Source organism: Curtobacterium guangdongense (genome assembly GCF_049341845.1).
GTDB lineage: Bacteria > Actinomycetota > Actinomycetes > Actinomycetales > Microbacteriaceae > Curtobacterium > Curtobacterium guangdongense.
In genome coordinates this window covers 240,770-255,936 of record NZ_JBMPIT010000005.1, presented here as the reverse complement: position 1 = coordinate 255,936, position 15,167 = coordinate 240,770, and the positions used below count along the sequence as shown (strand labels likewise).

Sequence of the window (15,167 nt, the reverse complement as noted above, 5' to 3'; positions counted from 1 at the left end):
GACGCGACGGGCGGACCCGAGGACGGAGGACGCATGCGCGCACCCCGACCGGGCTCCGTTCGTCCCCTCGTCGCCGAATCCTGGCGCCGCTCCGCGGGCGTCGACCCCGATGGTGTCCCGCGGGTCGCCCTCGGAGCCGATGAACTCGACGCCGCCCGGCGAGACGGGCCCCTCGCCACGCTGCTGCCGATCGTCCGGCGGCTGCTCGTCGACGACACGCGGTCGGCCGGCTGCGTCGTGGCCGTCGGCGACGCGTCCGGCCGACTCGTCTGGGTCGACGGCGCCCGGACCGCTCGACGGGCAGCGGAGGACATGGGGTTCGTCCCCGGCGCCGACTGGGCAGAGGAACACGTCGGCACGAGCGCACCAGGTACCGCACTCCGTATCGACCGTGCCGTGCAGATCCGCAGCGACGAGCACTACGCGACCGCGGTGAAGCCCTGGTCCTGCACGGCGGTCCCGGTGCACGACTCGTCCGGACGCGCGGTCGGCGTGCTCGACATCACGGGCGACGACCGCGCGGTCGAACGGCACACGCTGCCGCTCGTGCGTGCGACCGTCGCGGCGGTCGAAGCGGAACTCGCGCTCGCCACGCTCCGGGTCCCGACTCCCGCGGCGATCGCGCCGGCCGAGGCCGAGCTCGTCCTGCTCGGCTCCGACACCGCGACCCTGCACGTCGACGGCCGCGCGATGGCGATGTCGGCGAGGCACTCGGAGATCCTCGCGGTGCTCGCGACCGCCCCGGCCGGGATGGCCGCCGCTGATCTCGCCGACGCCGTCTACGGCGATCCCGGCGCGGTCGTCACGCTCCGCGCCGAGGTCGTGCGGCTCCGCCGCGTGCTGTCGTCGGCCGCACCGTCGGTGACGCTCGCCTCCCGCCCGTACCGCGTGGGCGGTGTCCGCACCGACGTCGACGGCGTGCTGTCCGCGCTCGACCGCGGAGCGCGCCTCCAGGCCGTCAGCCGCTACCCGGGACCCGTTCTCCCCGGTTCCGCCGCGCCCGGTGTGGACGCGCTCCGCGACCTGGTGCGCGGTCGGTTCCGCGAGGCGGTCGTGTCCGACGGGTCGCCCGACGCGCTGCTCGCCTGGTCCCGCACCCCTGATGGTTCCGCGGATGCGCGCGTGCTGCGAGCGCTGCTCGCGACGCTGCCGCCGCGGTCGCCACGCCGGGCCGGACTGGTGGCCGCGGTGGAGGCGCTCGAAGGTCCGTGAGCGCGGGCACCGGCCTGGAGGCCCGGGCCGGGCTGGTATCGTGAGTCACCTCGCGAGTGTGGTGGAATCGGCAGACACGGGGCACTCAAAATGCTCTGCCTCACGGCGTGCGGGTTCAAGTCCCGCCACTCGTACAAGTTCCCCGTCGACTCCTGATCTGGAACGGCGTGCTCCTTGCGTCTAGTAGGCTTTCGGACGTGAGTGACTCAGAAGCAACTGCAACAGCACCCCGTCGTGTCGTCGTCGCCGAGGACGAGTCGCTCATCCGTCTCGACATCGTCGAGATCCTCCGCGACAACGGGTTCGACGTCGTCGGCGAAGCGGGTGACGGCGAGACCGCCGTGCAGCTCGCGACCGACCTCCGCCCGGACCTCGTCATCATGGACGTCAAGATGCCCCAGCTCGACGGCATCTCCGCGGCCGAGAAGCTCTCGAAGAACCACATCGCCCCGGTCGTCCTCCTCACGGCGTTCAGCCAGAAGGAGCTCGTCGAGCGTGCGACCGAGGCCGGAGCGCTCGCGTACGTCGTGAAGCCCTTCACGCCGAACGACCTGCTCCCCGCGATCGAGATCGCCCTCTCGCGGCACCAGCAGATCATCACCCTCGAAGCCGAGGTCGCCGACCTGGTCGAGCGCTTCGAGACCCGCAAGCTCGTCGACCGCGCCAAGGGCCTGCTCAACGAGAAGATGGGCCTCACCGAGCCCGAGGCGTTCCGCTGGATCCAGAAGGCCTCGATGGACCGCCGCCTGACCATGCACGACGTCGCCAAGGCGATCATCGAGCAGCTCAGCGCCAAGAAGTAGTCGCTCACACCGCTTCTTACCCGAAACGCCGCCGTTCTCGGCGGCGTTTCGCGTTCTCGGCGGCGTTCCGTGTCTCCGGCGGCGTCTCGCGGCCCTGGAACCGACCATCTGCGAAGGTGGAACCGTGAACGACGTCGTGATCCGTGCCTCCCGTCCGTCCGACATGCCGGCGGTTGCCGACCTGCGGTGGCGGTGGAGCATCGAGGAGGACGGCCGGCAGGCCGCGCAGACACCTGAGTCCTACCGCGACGCGATGACGGACTTCGCCGTCGCCCACCCGGACTCGCATCGGTGCGTCGTCGCCGAGCGCGACGGCGTCGTGCTCGGGATGGCGTGGCTGGCGCTGGTCGCCCGGCCGCCGGCACCGGACCGTCCAGGCGGCCGCATCACGGCCGACGTGCAGACCGTCTACGTGCACCCGGACCTGCGTGGTCTCGGGGTCGCAGGCCGGCTCGTGGCGCGCCTGCTCGAGATCGCCGACGAACTCGGCTCCGAGCGCACGTCGGTGCACTCGAGCGTGGACGGCGAACGACTCTACCGGCGGCTCGGCTTCGGCGATGCCCGGCTGCTGCTGCAGCGGCCGCCGGAGGACTGACCGCGCCCGTCGTCGCTCAGCCGCGCGCTGGCAGCTGCTGCAGCGTCCAGGCGTTCTCGTCCGGGTCGGTGAAGAAGACGAACCGGCCCCAGGACATCTCGTCGACGCCGACGGCGTTCACCCCGAGGCCCTGCAGGTGCGCGAGGGCCTCGTCGGCGTCGGGGACGACGACCTGGATCGACTTCAGCGACCCGGGAAGCACGTCGGGGGACATGATGCCCTGGCCGAACGCGATCGAGCACGCGGATCCGGGCGGGGTGGCCTGCACGAAACGGAGCTCGTCCGAGACGCGCTGGTCGTGGTCGATCGTGAAGCCGATGCGTTCGTAGAACTCGCGGGCACGGTCGACGTCGCTGACGGGGACCATGATGAGCTCGATCTTCCAGTCCATGGCGGACTTCCTGCGTCGGAGCGGTCGGTCAGCGCCGCTCGCGGATCATGTTCGTGATGCGCACCGTGGAGCAGCGTCGCCCCTGGTCGTCGGTGAGGACGATCTCGTGGGTCGTCAGCGTGTTGCCGAGGTGGATCGCGGTGCACGTGCCGGTGACGATGCCGCTGGTGGCGCTCCGCGAGTGCGAGGCGTTCAGCTCGATGCCGACCGCGTACCGACCGGGTCCGGCGTGCACGTTCGCGGCCATCGAACCGAGGCTCTCCGCCAGGACGACGTACGCCCCACCGTGCAGGAGCCCGACCGGCTGCCGGTTGCCCTCGACCGGGATGGTGCCGACGGCGCGCTCCGCGGAGAGCTCCGTGATGACCATGCCCATCTTGTCGGCGAGCTCGCCCATCCCGCGGTCCGCGAGGCGTTCGTCGACGGTTCCGGTGGTGGTCGCTTCGTCGGTCACGCGCTGGGACTCCCGTGTCGGATGGCGTCGGTAGGCTGTCCGGGTGTCGGACTCCGCAAAGCCTACCCTCATGGTCATCGACGGCCACTCGCTCGCCTTCCGGGCCTTCTACGCGCTCCCGGTGGACAGCTTCGTGAACCGCGACGGGCAGCACACGAACGCCATCCACGGCTTCATCTCGATGCTGCTCATGCTCCTCCAGCGCGAGAAGCCGACCCACCTGGCGGTCGCGTTCGACATCTCGCGGTTCTCGTTCCGCACCCGTGAGTACGAGGACTACAAGGGCACCCGTTCCGAGACCCCCGCGGAGTTCAAGGGCCAGATCCCGCTCCTGCAGCAGGCGCTCGAGGCGATGGGCATCACCACCGTCACGAAGGAGGACTACGAGGCGGACGACATCCTCGCGACCCTCTCTTCGCAGGGTGCTGCGCAGGGCTACCAGGTCTACGTGGTGTCCGGCGACCGCGACTCCATCCAGCTCGTGAACGACGACGTCACGCTGCTGTACCCGTCCGTCCGCGGGGTGTCCGAACTCACCCGCTACGACCGCGACAAGGTCTACGAGCGGTACGGCATCGAGCCGCACCAGTACCCGGACATCGCCGCACTCGTGGGCGAGACCAGCGACAACCTGATCGGCATCGACAAGGTCGGCGAGAAGACCGCCGTCAAGTGGATCACCCAGTACGGCTCGCTCGACGGCGTGCTCGAGCACGCGGACGAGATCAAGGGCGTCGTCGGCAACAACCTGCGCGAGCAGAAGGACCGGGCGATCCGGAACCGCAAGCTGAACCGCCTCGTCACCGACGTCGAGCTGCCGGTCGGTCCGGCGGACGTCGCGCTCCGTCCCCTCGACGAGACCGCCGTCCGCGAGCTCTTCGCCAAGCTGCAGTTCCGCACGTTGCTCGACCGCGTGTTCAAGGTCGCCGGGAACGGCGAGACCGGTGAGGCTCCAGCGGTCGAGGGCGGCGTCGAGGACAGCGGGCCCGCCTCGCCGCCGGTGAAGACCCTGATCGACGAAGAGCTCGGCTACTGGCTCGAGCGGAAGAACGCCGCGGCAGCCGAGAACGGGTACGGCGTCGCGGTCGAGGTCATCGACAGCCGCCTCAGTGCCATCGGGATCGCCACCCACGACGACGCCGTCCTGGTCCCCGGCGGCAGCGGTGCGAAGGACTACGAGCAACTGACCGCGTGGTTCGCGTCCGACGCCCCGAAGCACTTCCACGACGCCAAGGCCGCCGTGAAGGCGCTCGGTACCGCCGGCATCGCGGTGAACGGCATCGCCGGTGACGCCCGCATCATGGGCTGGTTGGCGAACCCCGGCAAGCAGGGCCAGCCGCTCACCGACCTCGTCTACCAGGAGCTCGGTGAGGAGCTCCCGACGGCGGACCCGAACCAGCTCGTCCCGGAGACCGACCCCGTGAACGTCGGCGTGCACGCCTGGTACGTCCTCCGCGTGACGACGGCGCTCCGGGCCCGCATCGACGCCGGGTCGCTGGGGGTCCTCGACGACATCGAGCTCCCGCTCGTGTCGGTCCTCGCCGACATGGAGACCACCGGTGTCGGCATCGACCGCCCGGTGCTCACGAACCTCTCGAAGGAACTCGGGGAGCGTGCGGCCGACCTCGCGCAACAGGCGTTCGCCGAGATCGGGCACGAGGTCAACCTCGGCTCGCCGAAGCAGCTGCAGGAAGTGCTCTTCACCGAACTCGCGATGCCGAAGACCCGCAAGACCAAGACGGGGTTCTCGACCGACGCCGCGAGCCTGGCCGACCTGCAGGAGCAGCACCCGCACCCGTTCCTGGGGCTCCTGCTCCAGCACCGTGACGCCACGAAGCTCCGGCAGATCGTGGACACCCTCGATGCCGCGGTCGTCGACGGCCGCATCCACACGCGGTACGAGCAGACCGGCAGCAGCACCGGCCGCATCTCCTCCACCGACCCGAACCTGCAGAACATCCCGGTGAAGACGGCCGTCGGTCGTCGGGTCCGCTCCGCGTTCGCCGTCGCCGAGCCCTACACGACGCTCCTCACCGCGGACTACTCGCAGATCGAGATGCGGATCATGGCGCACCTCTCCGGCGACCCCGGGCTGATCCAGGCCTTCAACGAGGGCGAGGACCTGCACCGCTTCGTCGGCGCCCGGGTGTTCGGTGTCGAGCCGGCGGACGTCAGCCCGGAGATGCGCACGAAGGTCAAGGCGATGTCGTACGGCCTCGCGTACGGGCTCAGCGCGTTCGGTCTGTCCAAGCAGCTCCGCATCGAGCAGAGCGAAGCCCGCACCCTGATGACCGAGTACTTCGCCCGCTTCGGCGCGGTGCGGGACTACCTCCGCAACGTGGTCGAGCAGGCCCGTGAAGACGGCTACACCGAGACGATCTTCGGTCGTCGTCGTCCCTTCCCCGACCTCAAGAGCCCGAACCGCGTCCTCCGCGAGAACGCCGAGCGTGCTGCGCTGAACGCCCCGATCCAGGGCTCGGCCGCCGACATCATGAAGATCGCGATGCTCGGCGTCGCTGCCGACCTGCGCGACGGCGACATGGGCACGCGGCTGCTGCTCCAGGTGCACGACGAACTCATCCTCGAGGTCGCTCCGGGGGAGCAGGACCGCGTCGAGGAGATCCTGCGTGCCCGGATGGGCGGCGCGGCCGACCTCACCGTGCCGCTCGACGTGTCCGTCGGCTCCGGCCCCAACTGGGAGGCCGCAGCCCACTGACGGCCGGTGCGCCGGGCGCACCCCGAGACGGACGGGAGGCACGGTGCCAGCTGGCACGGTGCCTCCCGTCCGTCGTCCGGCCGCCGGCTGACGTCACATGGCGACGATGCCGAACACCTCACCCTGCGCGCCAGTGACGATCGCCGATCGTCCGAACGGGCTGTCGAACGGTCCCATCAGGACCGATCCGCCCCGCTCGGTCATCGCGGCCACCGTCGCATCGGTGTCGGCCGCACCGAACCAGGTGAGCCAGTACCCGGGGACGCCCTCGGGCAGTCCGCCGGGCGGCGTGAACACCCCGGCGACCGGGGCGGCGTCGTCCGGGTGCAGCTTCGCGGAGGAGTACGGCTCCGACGGGTCGCCGAACACGTCGTAGGTGTAGCCGAAGAGTGCCGTGTAGAAGGTCTTCGCGGTCTCGGCGTCACGGGTGTGGACCTCGTTCCAGCAGGGGGCACCTGCCTGGTCCACTCGACCGTAGCCGTCGTGCGCCCGTGCCTGCCAGAGCCCGAACACCGCCCCGGTCGGGTCCGCGGCGATCGCCATCCGTCCGACGTCCATGACGTCGAACGGCGCGGTGAACACCGTGCCACCGGCCGCCGTGACCGCAGCGGCCGTCATGTCGGCGTCGTCGGTGGCGAGTTACGCGGTCCAGCTGACGGGCTGTTCCGCCCCCATCAGCGGTCCGATGCCCGCGACCGGGCGGCCGTCGAGCAGCGCCATGACGTACCCGCCGGACTCCGGCGGGCCGTCCTCGGTCGCCCAGCCGAACACCTCGCCGTAGAACCGCCGGGCCGCAGGGACGTCCCCGACGCCGAGGTCCGACCAACACGGGCTGCCGGGTGCCCAAGGACCATCGTGTTCGGACATGCAACATCCCTTCGACTGACCGGCCGGTGCCGGTGCGCCCGAGCCTAGCGGCGGCGGCGCACATCGGTAGGGTCGTGGCATGACCGAAGACCGTCCCGCCCGCCAGCCCTCCGCCGTCGACCGTGTGGCCGAGGAATGGGTGACCACCCTCGTCGACCTCGACCCGACGGTCGCCACCTACATCGGCGTCCCCGGGCGCACGGGGGAGTACGGCGACACCTCACCCGCCGGTGCGGCCGCGATGGCCGACGCGGCGAAGGCGGCCGCTCGTTCCCTGGCCGCCGCGGAGCCGGTGGACGCCGTCGACCGCGTGACGAAGACGGACCTCGGCGCCGAGCTCGACCTCGTCGTCGAGTCGTACGACCGGAAGCTCCACCTGCGTGACCTCAACGTCATCGCCAGCCCGGCGCAGTCACTCCGCGAGATCATCGACCTGATGCCGACCGCCACGGCGTCGGACTGGGACGACATCGCCGGCCGCGTCGGCGCACTGCCGGACGCGCTCGAGGGGTTCCGCGAGACCCTGCTCGAGGGCACGCGCGAGGGCGTCACGCCGGCCAGGCGCCAGGTCGAGCTCGTCGCCGAGCAGGCTGCCCGGAGCGGTGCCGAGGACGGCTTCTTCCGACAGCTCGCCGAGAGCGCCGCGCTCGACGACGGGTCGCCCGTCCCGGACGCCGTGCGCGCGGAGCTCGCTCGTCGTGGCGAGGTCGCCGCGGCGTCCTTCCGGTCGCTCGGGCGCTTCCTCGAACACGAACTGATGCCACTGGCGACCCCGGTGGACGCCGTCGGCCGCGATGCCTACGAACTGCACTCCCGGCACTTCCTCGGTGCCGTCGTCGACCTCGACGAGACGTACGAGTGGGGGCTCGAGGAGCTCGCCCGCATGCGGTCGGAGCAGGAGCGCATCGCCGACCGCATCGAACCCGGCGCGTCGGTCGCCCGCGCGGTCGAGGTGCTCGACGCGGACCCGGCCAGGATGCTGCACGGCACCGATGCGCTGCAGCGGTGGATGCAGGAGACGAGCGACGCCTCGATCCGGGCGATGGACGGTGTCTACTTCGACATCGCCGACCCGATCAAGCGCCTCGAGTGCCGCATCGCGCCGACGCAGGAGGGCGGGATCTACTACTCGGGTCCGTCCGACGACTTCTCGCGGCCCGGCCGCATGTGGTGGTCCGTGCCGCAGGGTGTGACCGAGTTCCAGACCTGGCGCGAGAAGACGACCGTCTACCACGAGGGCGTCCCCGGACACCACCTGCAGATCAGCCAGGGCGTCTACAACCGCGGCGAGCTGAACACCTGGCGTCGCCAGCTGTCCGGGTCCTCCGGCCACGTCGAGGGCTGGGCGCTCTACGCGGAGCGGCTGATGGAGCAGCTCGGGTTCCTCGACGACGAGGGCGACCGGCTCGGGATGCTCGACGGGCAGCGCATGCGGGCGGCCCGCGTCGTCCTCGACATCGGCGTCCACCTGCAGAAGACCAACCCGGACGGCGGCGGCTGGACGTGGGAGTACGCGCTCGACTTCATGCGCGAGAACGTGAACATGGACGACGCGTTCATCCGGTTCGAGGTCGCCCGGTACTTCGGGTGGCCGGGGCAGGCGCCGTCCTACAAGGTCGGACAGCGCGTCTGGGAGTCGATCCGTGACGAGGTCGCGGCACGCGAGGGCTCCGCGTTCGACCTGAAGTCCTTCCACCACCGGGCGCTGGCGCTCGGCAGCATCGGCCTCGACACGCTCCGTTCGGCCCTGCTCGACTGACCGATCCGGTGCGTGTGACGCCCCGCGACACGGGTGACACACCCGCTTGTGGGGGGTCGCGCGCACCGGTTAGACTTGTGCGGCGCAATCCGCGTCACCACAATCAACCGCCACCGCGACAGCACTTGGGAGTCATTCTCCCGTGTCGCCCTGGCCCGACTCATGTCCGTTCGGAGCAATCTCTACATGACAACCACTACGACCAAGGCTCCTAAGCAGGTCGCCATCAACGACATCGGTTCGGCTGATGACTTCCTGGCCGAGGTCGAGAAGACCCTGAAGTTCTTCAACGACGGCGATCTCATCTCCGGCACCGTCGTGAAGATCGACCGCGACGAGGTCCTCCTCGACGTCGGTTACAAGACCGAGGGCGTCATCCCCTCGCGCGAGCTCTCGATCAAGCACGACGTCGACCCCAACGAGGTCGTCAACGTCGGTGACGAGGTCGAGGCCCTGGTTCTCCAGAAGGAGGACAAGGAAGGCCGCCTCATCCTGTCGAAGAAGCGCGCGCAGTACGAGCGTGCGTGGGGCGACGTCGAGAAGATCAAGGAGTCCGACGGGGTCGTCACCGGCACCGTCATCGAGGTCGTCAAGGGTGGCCTCATCGTGGACATCGGTCTCCGTGGCTTCCTCCCGGCTTCGCTCATCGAGCTGCGTCGTGTCCGTGACCTGACGCCGTACCTCGGCCAAGAGATCGAGGCGAAGATCCTCGAGCTCGACAAGAACCGCAACAACGTGGTCCTCTCGCGCCGCGCCCTGCTCGAGCAGACGCAGTCCGAGTCGCGCACCACGTTCCTCAACAACCTCCACAAGGGCCAGGTCCGCAAGGGCGTCGTCTCGTCGATCGTCAACTTCGGTGCGTTCGTCGACCTCGGCGGCGTCGACGGTCTCGTCCACGTCTCGGAGCTCAGCTGGAAGCACATCGAGCACGCCAGCGAGGTCGTCGAGGTCGGTCAGGAAGTCACCGTCGAGATCCTCGAGGTGGACCTGGACCGCGAGCGCGTGTCGCTCTCGCTCAAGGCCACCCAGGAAGACCCGTGGCAGGTCTTCGCCCGCACCCACGCGATCGGCCAGATCGCACCGGGCAAGGTCACGAAGCTCGTGCCGTTCGGTGCCTTCGTCCGCGTCGCGGACGGCATCGAGGGCCTCGTCCACATCTCGGAGCTCTCGAACAAGCACGTCGAGCTCGCCGAGCAGGTCGTCTCGGTCGGCGACGAGGTCTTCGTGAAGATCATCGACATCGACCTCGACCGTCGCCGCATCTCGCTCAGCCTCAAGCAGGCGAACGAGGGCGTCGACCCCGAGGGCAGCGAGTTCGACCCGGCGCTCTACGGCATGCCGACGGAGTACGACGACAAGGGTGACTACAAGTACCCGGACGGCTTCGACCCGGAGACCAACGAGTGGCTCGAGGGCTACGACACCCAGCGCGAAGAGTGGGAGCGTCAGTACGCCGCCGCTCAGGGTCGCTGGGAGGCGCACAAGGCGCAGGTCGCCAAGTCGCTCACCGAAGAGGCGCAGGGTGGCTTCGACCTCCCGGCCAGCGCTTCCTCGTCGTTCACGAGCGAGCAGGCCGGTCAGGGCACCCTGGCCGACGACGCATCGCTCGCGGCGCTCCGCGAGAAGCTCAGCTCGACCAACTGATCGAGCCGGTGCTGCTGTGCGCAGCACTGAGTGCACCGGAAGCCCGGCACCCCGAGAGGGTGCCGGGCTTCCGGCGTTTCGGGAGCGTCCGACCCGTAATCTGTTGCCGTGCGCATCATCGGACTGACGGGCGGCATCGCCGCGGGGAAGTCGACCGTGTCGCGTCGCTGGGCCGAGCACGGCGCGGTCGTCGTCGACGCGGACCGGCTGGCCAGGGACGCCGTCGCTCCCGGCAGCCATGGGCTCGCGCGGGTCGTGGAGCGGTTCGGCCCCGACGTGATCGCTGCCGACGGCTCGCTCGACCGCGCGGCGCTCGGCGCGATCGTGTTCGCCGATGCCGCGGCGCGCAAGGACCTCGAGGCGATCACGCACCCCGAGGTGTGGCGCCTCGCACAACTCGCCTTCGACGCGGCCGCCGCCGCGGACCCCGACGCGGTCGTCGTGTACGACGTCCCGCTCCTCGCCGAGGCGAAGGCGGACCGCCCGCTGCAGTTCGACGCCGTCGTGGTCGTCGACGCCCCGGCGGCCGACCGCATCGAACGCCTCGTGACGCATCGTGGGATGTCCCGTGCCGAGGCCGAACGCCGCGTCGGCGCACAGGCCTCCGATGCGGAGCGTCTCGAACTCGCTGACCACGTCGTCGACGCCACGGGCTCCGTGACCGACACCATCCGGTCCGCTGACGAGGTGTGGTCCCGGGTCGGTCGATGAGACACCGCCTGCTGATCGTCATCGCGCTGATCGTGCTCGTGGCCATCGGTGCCGCTGCACTCGTCGCGGCGAACGTCATGGGCGAACAGCGCGTCGAGGACCACGGACGGCGGCCCGCGAACGCCCAGCCACGCAACACGCACGGTCCGCAGGACGAGTTCCACCGCTTCCGGCTCGGCGCGATCGACGGCGAGCGTCTGGAGCCGAACCGTGACGACTTCGCGGCTCGTACGGCCTCGGACGGTCCGCTGCTCCTGTTCCTCCCCGCCACCAGGGCGAAGCCCGCCCAGTACCAGCGCTTCCTCACCACGGCGCTCGGCGACGGTTACCACGTGCTGGGACTCGACTACTGGAACCTCGGGAAGACCCTGTCCGGCACGTGCGAGGCCGATCCGCAGTGCTACGGACAGGTGCAACGGAACCGGTTCGACGGCACCAGGCAGTCCGAGTTCAGCACGGTCTCGCCGGCCGGATCGATCGTCTCCCGGTTCCGCGACGCGATCACGCACCTCGACGACGTGGACCCGAAGGGCGGCTGGGGCCGGTTCGTCGCGTCGAACGAGGACATCGCCTGGCAGGACATCGTCGTCGCCGGGCACTCGCAGGGCGGGGGAGAGGCGGCGTACATCGCCCACATCCGTCCGGTCCTCGGCGCGCTGATGTTCTCGTCGCCGGTGGAGTCCCTCGGGCCCGCACATGCGGCGTGGATGGACCGTCCCGGTCGGACGCCGGCGTCCCGGATGTACGCCATCGACGACGTCCGCGACGTGTTCGGCCCGAGGATCCGCGGGTCGTGGCGTGTCCTCGGGCTCGACGCACCCGCGACGACCGGTGGACCCGACGGTCCGTGGCGCACCGACACCGCCCCGCCACCGGACGGCTGGGAGCCCCATGCCATCCTCACCGACATCAGCGTGGGGACCCCGGCCGAGTCGCACTCCCGCACGATCAAGGACTCGACGCCGCTCGCGGCCGACGGCCAACCACGGATGCTCGCGTTGTGGCAGTGGCTGCTCCGGCGGTTCCCGCTCCCCGTCGAACCCGGTCCGCAGCCCGGCGCCACCGACGTCCCACAAGCGGCACCGACGACGTCCTCCGGGACGTCATAGGAACGAGAACTACCATTGGGTGGTGCAGCACGATGGTCGATCACCCGAACCCGCACCCGCCGATCTCCGCTCGTTGATCCGGGAGCGTGCCTCCACGGACACGGATCGCGTCTTCCTCGAGGACGCCCGGTCCGACCGGGTCCTGCGCTACGGCGCCCTCGAAGACGCCGTCAGTGCCTGGGCGTCGACGTTCGACGTGATCGGCATCCCTGCTTCCGGTGCGGTCCTCGTCGACGTCGGTGACCCGCTCGCGTTCGCGGTGGTGCACCTTGCCGCGGTCGCCACGGGACGCCGTGCGGTCCCCGTCGACACCGGCCAGCCGCCGACCGAGCCGGCCCGGCTCGCCGACCTGCTCGGTGGAGCCTTCATCGTGGTGTCCGATCGCGAGGTGGACGCGACCATCCCCGGGACGCCCGCCGCGCGCATCGACCCGGCCACGGGCCTCCCGACGGACGTCCGTGACGGCGACCTGCCGGGCGATGCGGCCGACGCCCCCGGTGAGGGCTCCGTGGTCCTGTTCACCTCGGGCTCGACGGGCATGCCCAAGGGCGTCGAACTCCCCGAGTCGCAGCTGCTCTTCGTCGCCCGAGCAGTCGCGCAGCACAACCAGCTCGACTCGGACGACCGCGGGTTCAACTCCCTGCCGCTCTTCCACGTCAACGCCGAGGTCGTCGGGCTGCTCTCGACGCTGGTGGCGGGCGCGACGCTCGTCCTCGACCGGCGCTTCCGTCGCACCGGGTTCTGGGAGCTGCTCGCCGAGCGACGCATCACCTGGCTGAACGCGGTGCCGGCGATCCTCGCAGTGCTCGCCAAGACTGGCCCCCTCGACTTCCCGCCGGGCCTGCGCTTCGTCCGGAGCGCGTCGGCGCCGCTGCCGGACCCGGTCCGCACGGCCCTCGGAGACACCCCGCTCGTCGTGAGCTGGGGGATGACCGAGGGCGCGAGCCAGATCACCGCGACGCCCCTCGATGCTCCGGCGCGACTCGGCACGGTCGGCGTGCCCGTCGGCTCCGAGGTGCAGGTCCGCGGCGAGGACGGCGCACCGCTGCCCGCCGGCGAGGTCGGCGCGCTCTGGGTCCGTGGCCCCGGCATCGTGCACTCGTACCTGTTCGGCCGCGCGGCGGAACGCTTCGACGCCGACGGCTGGCTCTCGACGGGCGACGTCGGATCGGTGTCGGAGGACGGCTGGGTGTCGCTGGCCGGCCGATCGGACGACGTGATCAACCGCGGCGGCGAGAAGGTCTACCCCTCCGAGGTCGAGGACGTCCTGCTCGGCGACGCCCGCGTGCTCGAGGCCGTCGTGGTCGGACGTCCGCACGACGTCCTGGGCAGCGTGCCGATCGCCTACGTGATCCCGCAGCCGGACGAACCCGTCGACGCCGACGCCCTCGTGGCCGACCTGACCGCGCGGACGACCGCCGAGCTCACCCGCTTCCGGCGACCGGTCGAGATCGTCGTGGTCCCCGACCTGCCGCGGGCGCCCACCGGCAAGATCCAGCGCGCCCGGGTGCGGAGCATGGCGGAGACCTCGTGACCGCGACCAGCACCGGCACGGGGACGACCGACGCCACCCCGCCCGTCGTCCCGACCGGGGTGCAGACCCCGACCAGGACCGCCGCCGGGCGGCCGCGGCACCTGTACGAGATCGACGTCCTCCGCATCCTGACGTTCGCGTGCGTGCTCGGTGTGCACACCACGAGCCACACGATGGCCTCGGACGACATCGGCCTCGCCGGGCTGCTGTCGCTGCTGCACTTCACCCGCCTGGTCTTCTTCACCCTGACGGCGTTCGTGCTCGTGTACAGCTACACGATCCGACCGAAGCCGATGTCGGTGTTCTGGCCGAAGCGCTTCCTGCTCGTCGGCGTGCCCTACCTGGCGTGGTCGTTCGTCTACGTCGCGTCGGCCTGGCTGCTCGACTCCGGGCAACGCGGCGACGTCCCCGCGCTCGTCACGACGTACGCCGAGGGGATCGTCACCGGCACCGCGAAGTACCACCTGTACTTCCTCCTCGTCACGATGCAGGTGTACCTCCTGCTGCCCGCGATCATGTGGGTCGTCCGCAGGACCCGGCGGCACCACGTGACGCTGCTCGTCGTCGCCTTCGTCGTCCAGCTCGGCATCTTCGCCTGCTACAAGTACTTCCCGTCGACCGACGCCTGGATGAACGGGTACCAGAAGCAGTTCTTCTTCTCCTACGTGTTCTTCATCATCTCCGGGGCCATCGCCGCCGACCACGCGGACGGCTTCCTCGGCTTCATCCGGAAGTACCGGCGCGCGATCATGTGGGCGTTCGCCGGCGGCGCGCTGCTGACCGTCATCGTCTTCGCGATCCACCTGCTCGCGGGCAACTCACCGTACGCGGCCGGGACGCCGCTCCAGCCGATCGAGGTCGTCTGGAGCACGATCGTCTTCGTCGCGTTCCTGGCGATCGGCGCCGCGTGGGCGGACAAGCGTGTGCCGGGCAGTCGTCTCGCCAAGGCGGTCGACTACGCCTCGGACCGCTCGTTCGGCATCTTCCTGAGCCACCCGCTCGTCATCTGGCTGCTCCTGTACGGCGACAGCTGGCTCGAGGGCCTCGTCCCGAAGCCGTGGCTGACGCTCGTCACGTACCTGCTCGTGGTGGTGCTCGCCGTCGCGATCACCGAGGTCTTCCGCTGGACGCCCCTCAGCGTGCCGCTCACGGGTCGTCCGTCGCTGTCGTCTCGGAAGGCCCGTGCCGCGCGCGCCGCGAAGCGGCAGGCCGCGGCCGCGGCCGCGTAGGGGGCCGTTTCGCGCGTAGGAGGTCGTTTCGCGCGTAGGAGGTCGGTTTTTCCGACCTCCTACGCGCGTTTCAGCCTCCTACGCGCGTTTCGACCCGGTGGGCCCACCACGTGACGGACGGGAGGCTCGTGGCGACGCCGCCA

At 70.4% G+C, this 15,167-nt stretch carries 14 protein-coding genes and 1 tRNA gene; 11 read left to right on the top strand and 4 right to left on the bottom strand.

The window, feature by feature from the left end; translation table 11 throughout:
• The first annotated feature begins 33 nt into the window (after window positions 1–33).
• From ACO0E1_RS09750 to ACO0E1_RS09735, 4 genes are all read left to right on the top strand, one after another.
• Window positions 34–1,212 (top strand): GAF domain-containing protein, encoded by a 1,179-nt coding sequence (locus tag ACO0E1_RS09750; protein WP_422874002.1) that lies wholly within the window; start codon window positions 34–36, stop codon window positions 1,210–1,212.
• Between the two features lie 52 nt (window positions 1,213–1,264).
• A tRNA-Leu gene (locus ACO0E1_RS09745) sits at window positions 1,265–1,346 on the top strand.
• 63 nt (window positions 1,347–1,409) lie between these two features.
• Window positions 1,410–2,015: an ANTAR domain-containing response regulator gene (locus ACO0E1_RS09740; protein WP_144758275.1), complete on the top strand. Its 606-nt coding sequence runs from the start codon at window positions 1,410–1,412 to the stop codon at window positions 2,013–2,015.
• A 124-nt stretch (window positions 2,016–2,139) separates the two neighbouring features.
• A complete protein-coding gene (locus tag ACO0E1_RS09735; protein ID WP_422874001.1) occupies window positions 2,140–2,610 on the top strand; it encodes a GNAT family N-acetyltransferase in 471 nt (156 codons plus the stop codon).
• Window positions 2,611–2,626: 16 nt separating this feature from the next.
• Here the strand turns inward: ACO0E1_RS09735 and ACO0E1_RS09730 are convergent, their stop codons facing one another.
• Both ACO0E1_RS09730 and ACO0E1_RS09725 read right to left on the bottom strand, forming a co-directional pair.
• Window positions 2,627–3,001: a VOC family protein gene (locus ACO0E1_RS09730; protein ID WP_422874000.1), complete on the bottom strand. Its 375-nt coding sequence runs from the start codon at window positions 2,999–3,001 to the stop codon at window positions 2,627–2,629.
• A 28-nt stretch (window positions 3,002–3,029) separates the two neighbouring features.
• Window positions 3,030–3,398, bottom strand: coding sequence for a PaaI family thioesterase (locus ACO0E1_RS09725; RefSeq protein WP_422874088.1), 369 nt, complete (start codon window positions 3,396–3,398; stop codon window positions 3,030–3,032).
• Window positions 3,399–3,525: 127 nt separating this feature from the next.
• Between ACO0E1_RS09725 and polA the strand changes: the two genes are divergently transcribed.
• The gene (gene polA, locus ACO0E1_RS09720; protein ID WP_422873999.1) at window positions 3,526–6,171 is read left to right on the top strand and encodes a DNA polymerase I; all 2,646 of its coding nucleotides are present in this window, start codon (window positions 3,526–3,528) and stop codon (window positions 6,169–6,171) included.
• A gap of 93 nt (window positions 6,172–6,264) precedes the next feature.
• Here the strand turns inward: polA and ACO0E1_RS09715 are convergent, their stop codons facing one another.
• Together ACO0E1_RS09715 and ACO0E1_RS09710 are read right to left on the bottom strand one after the other, a co-directional pair.
• On the bottom strand, window positions 6,265–6,789 hold the full coding sequence (locus ACO0E1_RS09715; protein ID WP_422873998.1) for a VOC family protein: 525 nt from the start codon (window positions 6,787–6,789) through the stop codon (window positions 6,265–6,267).
• A gap of 21 nt (window positions 6,790–6,810) precedes the next feature.
• Window positions 6,811–7,038, bottom strand: coding sequence for a VOC family protein (locus ACO0E1_RS09710; RefSeq protein ID WP_422873997.1), 228 nt, complete (start codon window positions 7,036–7,038; stop codon window positions 6,811–6,813).
• 79 nt (window positions 7,039–7,117) lie between these two features.
• Between ACO0E1_RS09710 and ACO0E1_RS09705 the strand changes: the two genes are divergently transcribed.
• The 6 genes from ACO0E1_RS09705 to ACO0E1_RS09680 all read left to right on the top strand — a co-directional run bounded on the left by ACO0E1_RS09705 (window position 7,118) and on the right by ACO0E1_RS09680 (window position 15,024).
• Window positions 7,118–8,797, top strand: coding sequence for a DUF885 domain-containing protein (locus ACO0E1_RS09705; RefSeq protein WP_422873996.1), 1,680 nt, complete (start codon window positions 7,118–7,120; stop codon window positions 8,795–8,797).
• Between the two features lie 186 nt (window positions 8,798–8,983).
• Entirely contained in the window at window positions 8,984–10,441 is a 1,458-nt protein-coding gene (gene rpsA / locus ACO0E1_RS09700) for a 30S ribosomal protein S1 (RefSeq protein WP_402728815.1), read from the top strand.
• Between the two features lie 108 nt (window positions 10,442–10,549).
• Complete coding sequence (gene coaE, locus ACO0E1_RS09695; protein WP_422873995.1) at window positions 10,550–11,152, top strand: dephospho-CoA kinase; 603 nt, start codon at window positions 10,550–10,552, stop codon at window positions 11,150–11,152.
• Window positions 11,149–12,261, top strand: a complete 1,113-nt coding sequence (locus ACO0E1_RS09690; RefSeq protein ID WP_422873994.1) for a BPSS1187 family protein — start codon at window positions 11,149–11,151, stop codon at window positions 12,259–12,261. Before coaE ends, ACO0E1_RS09690 begins: the two co-directional genes overlap by 4 nt.
• A 22-nt stretch (window positions 12,262–12,283) precedes the next feature.
• Window positions 12,284–13,795 (top strand): class I adenylate-forming enzyme family protein, encoded by a 1,512-nt coding sequence (locus ACO0E1_RS09685; protein WP_422873993.1) that lies wholly within the window; start codon window positions 12,284–12,286, stop codon window positions 13,793–13,795.
• Entirely contained in the window at window positions 13,792–15,024 is a 1,233-nt protein-coding gene (locus ACO0E1_RS09680) for an acyltransferase (RefSeq protein ID WP_422873992.1), read from the top strand. The genes ACO0E1_RS09685 and ACO0E1_RS09680 overlap by 4 nt, the downstream gene beginning before the upstream one ends.
• The last annotated feature ends 143 nt before the right edge of the window (window positions 15,025–15,167 follow it).

Bases quoted from the DNA above. Each gene is read 5' to 3' on its own strand.
- ACO0E1_RS09725 (WP_422874088.1), bottom strand. From the start codon at position 3,398: ATGGGCGAGCTCGCCGACAAGATGGGCATGGTCATCACGGAGCTCTCC.
- ACO0E1_RS09705 (WP_422873996.1), top strand. From the start codon at position 7,118: ATGACCGAAGACCGTCCCGCCCGCCAGCCCTCCGCCGTCGACCGTGTG.
- ACO0E1_RS09710 (WP_422873997.1), bottom strand. From the start codon at position 7,038: ATGTCCGAACACGATGGTCCTTGGGCACCCGGCAGCCCGTGTTGGTCG.
- ACO0E1_RS09750 (WP_422874002.1), top strand. From the start codon at position 34: ATGCGCGCACCCCGACCGGGCTCCGTTCGTCCCCTCGTCGCCGAATCC.
- ACO0E1_RS09715 (WP_422873998.1), bottom strand. From the start codon at position 6,789: ATGACGGCCGCTGCGGTCACGGCGGCCGGTGGCACGGTGTTCACCGCG.
- polA (WP_422873999.1), top strand. From the start codon at position 3,526: ATGGTCATCGACGGCCACTCGCTCGCCTTCCGGGCCTTCTACGCGCTC.
- ACO0E1_RS09690 (WP_422873994.1), top strand. From the start codon at position 11,149: ATGAGACACCGCCTGCTGATCGTCATCGCGCTGATCGTGCTCGTGGCC.
- ACO0E1_RS09730 (WP_422874000.1), bottom strand. From the start codon at position 3,001: ATGGACTGGAAGATCGAGCTCATCATGGTCCCCGTCAGCGACGTCGAC.
- rpsA (WP_402728815.1), top strand. From the start codon at position 8,984: ATGACAACCACTACGACCAAGGCTCCTAAGCAGGTCGCCATCAACGAC.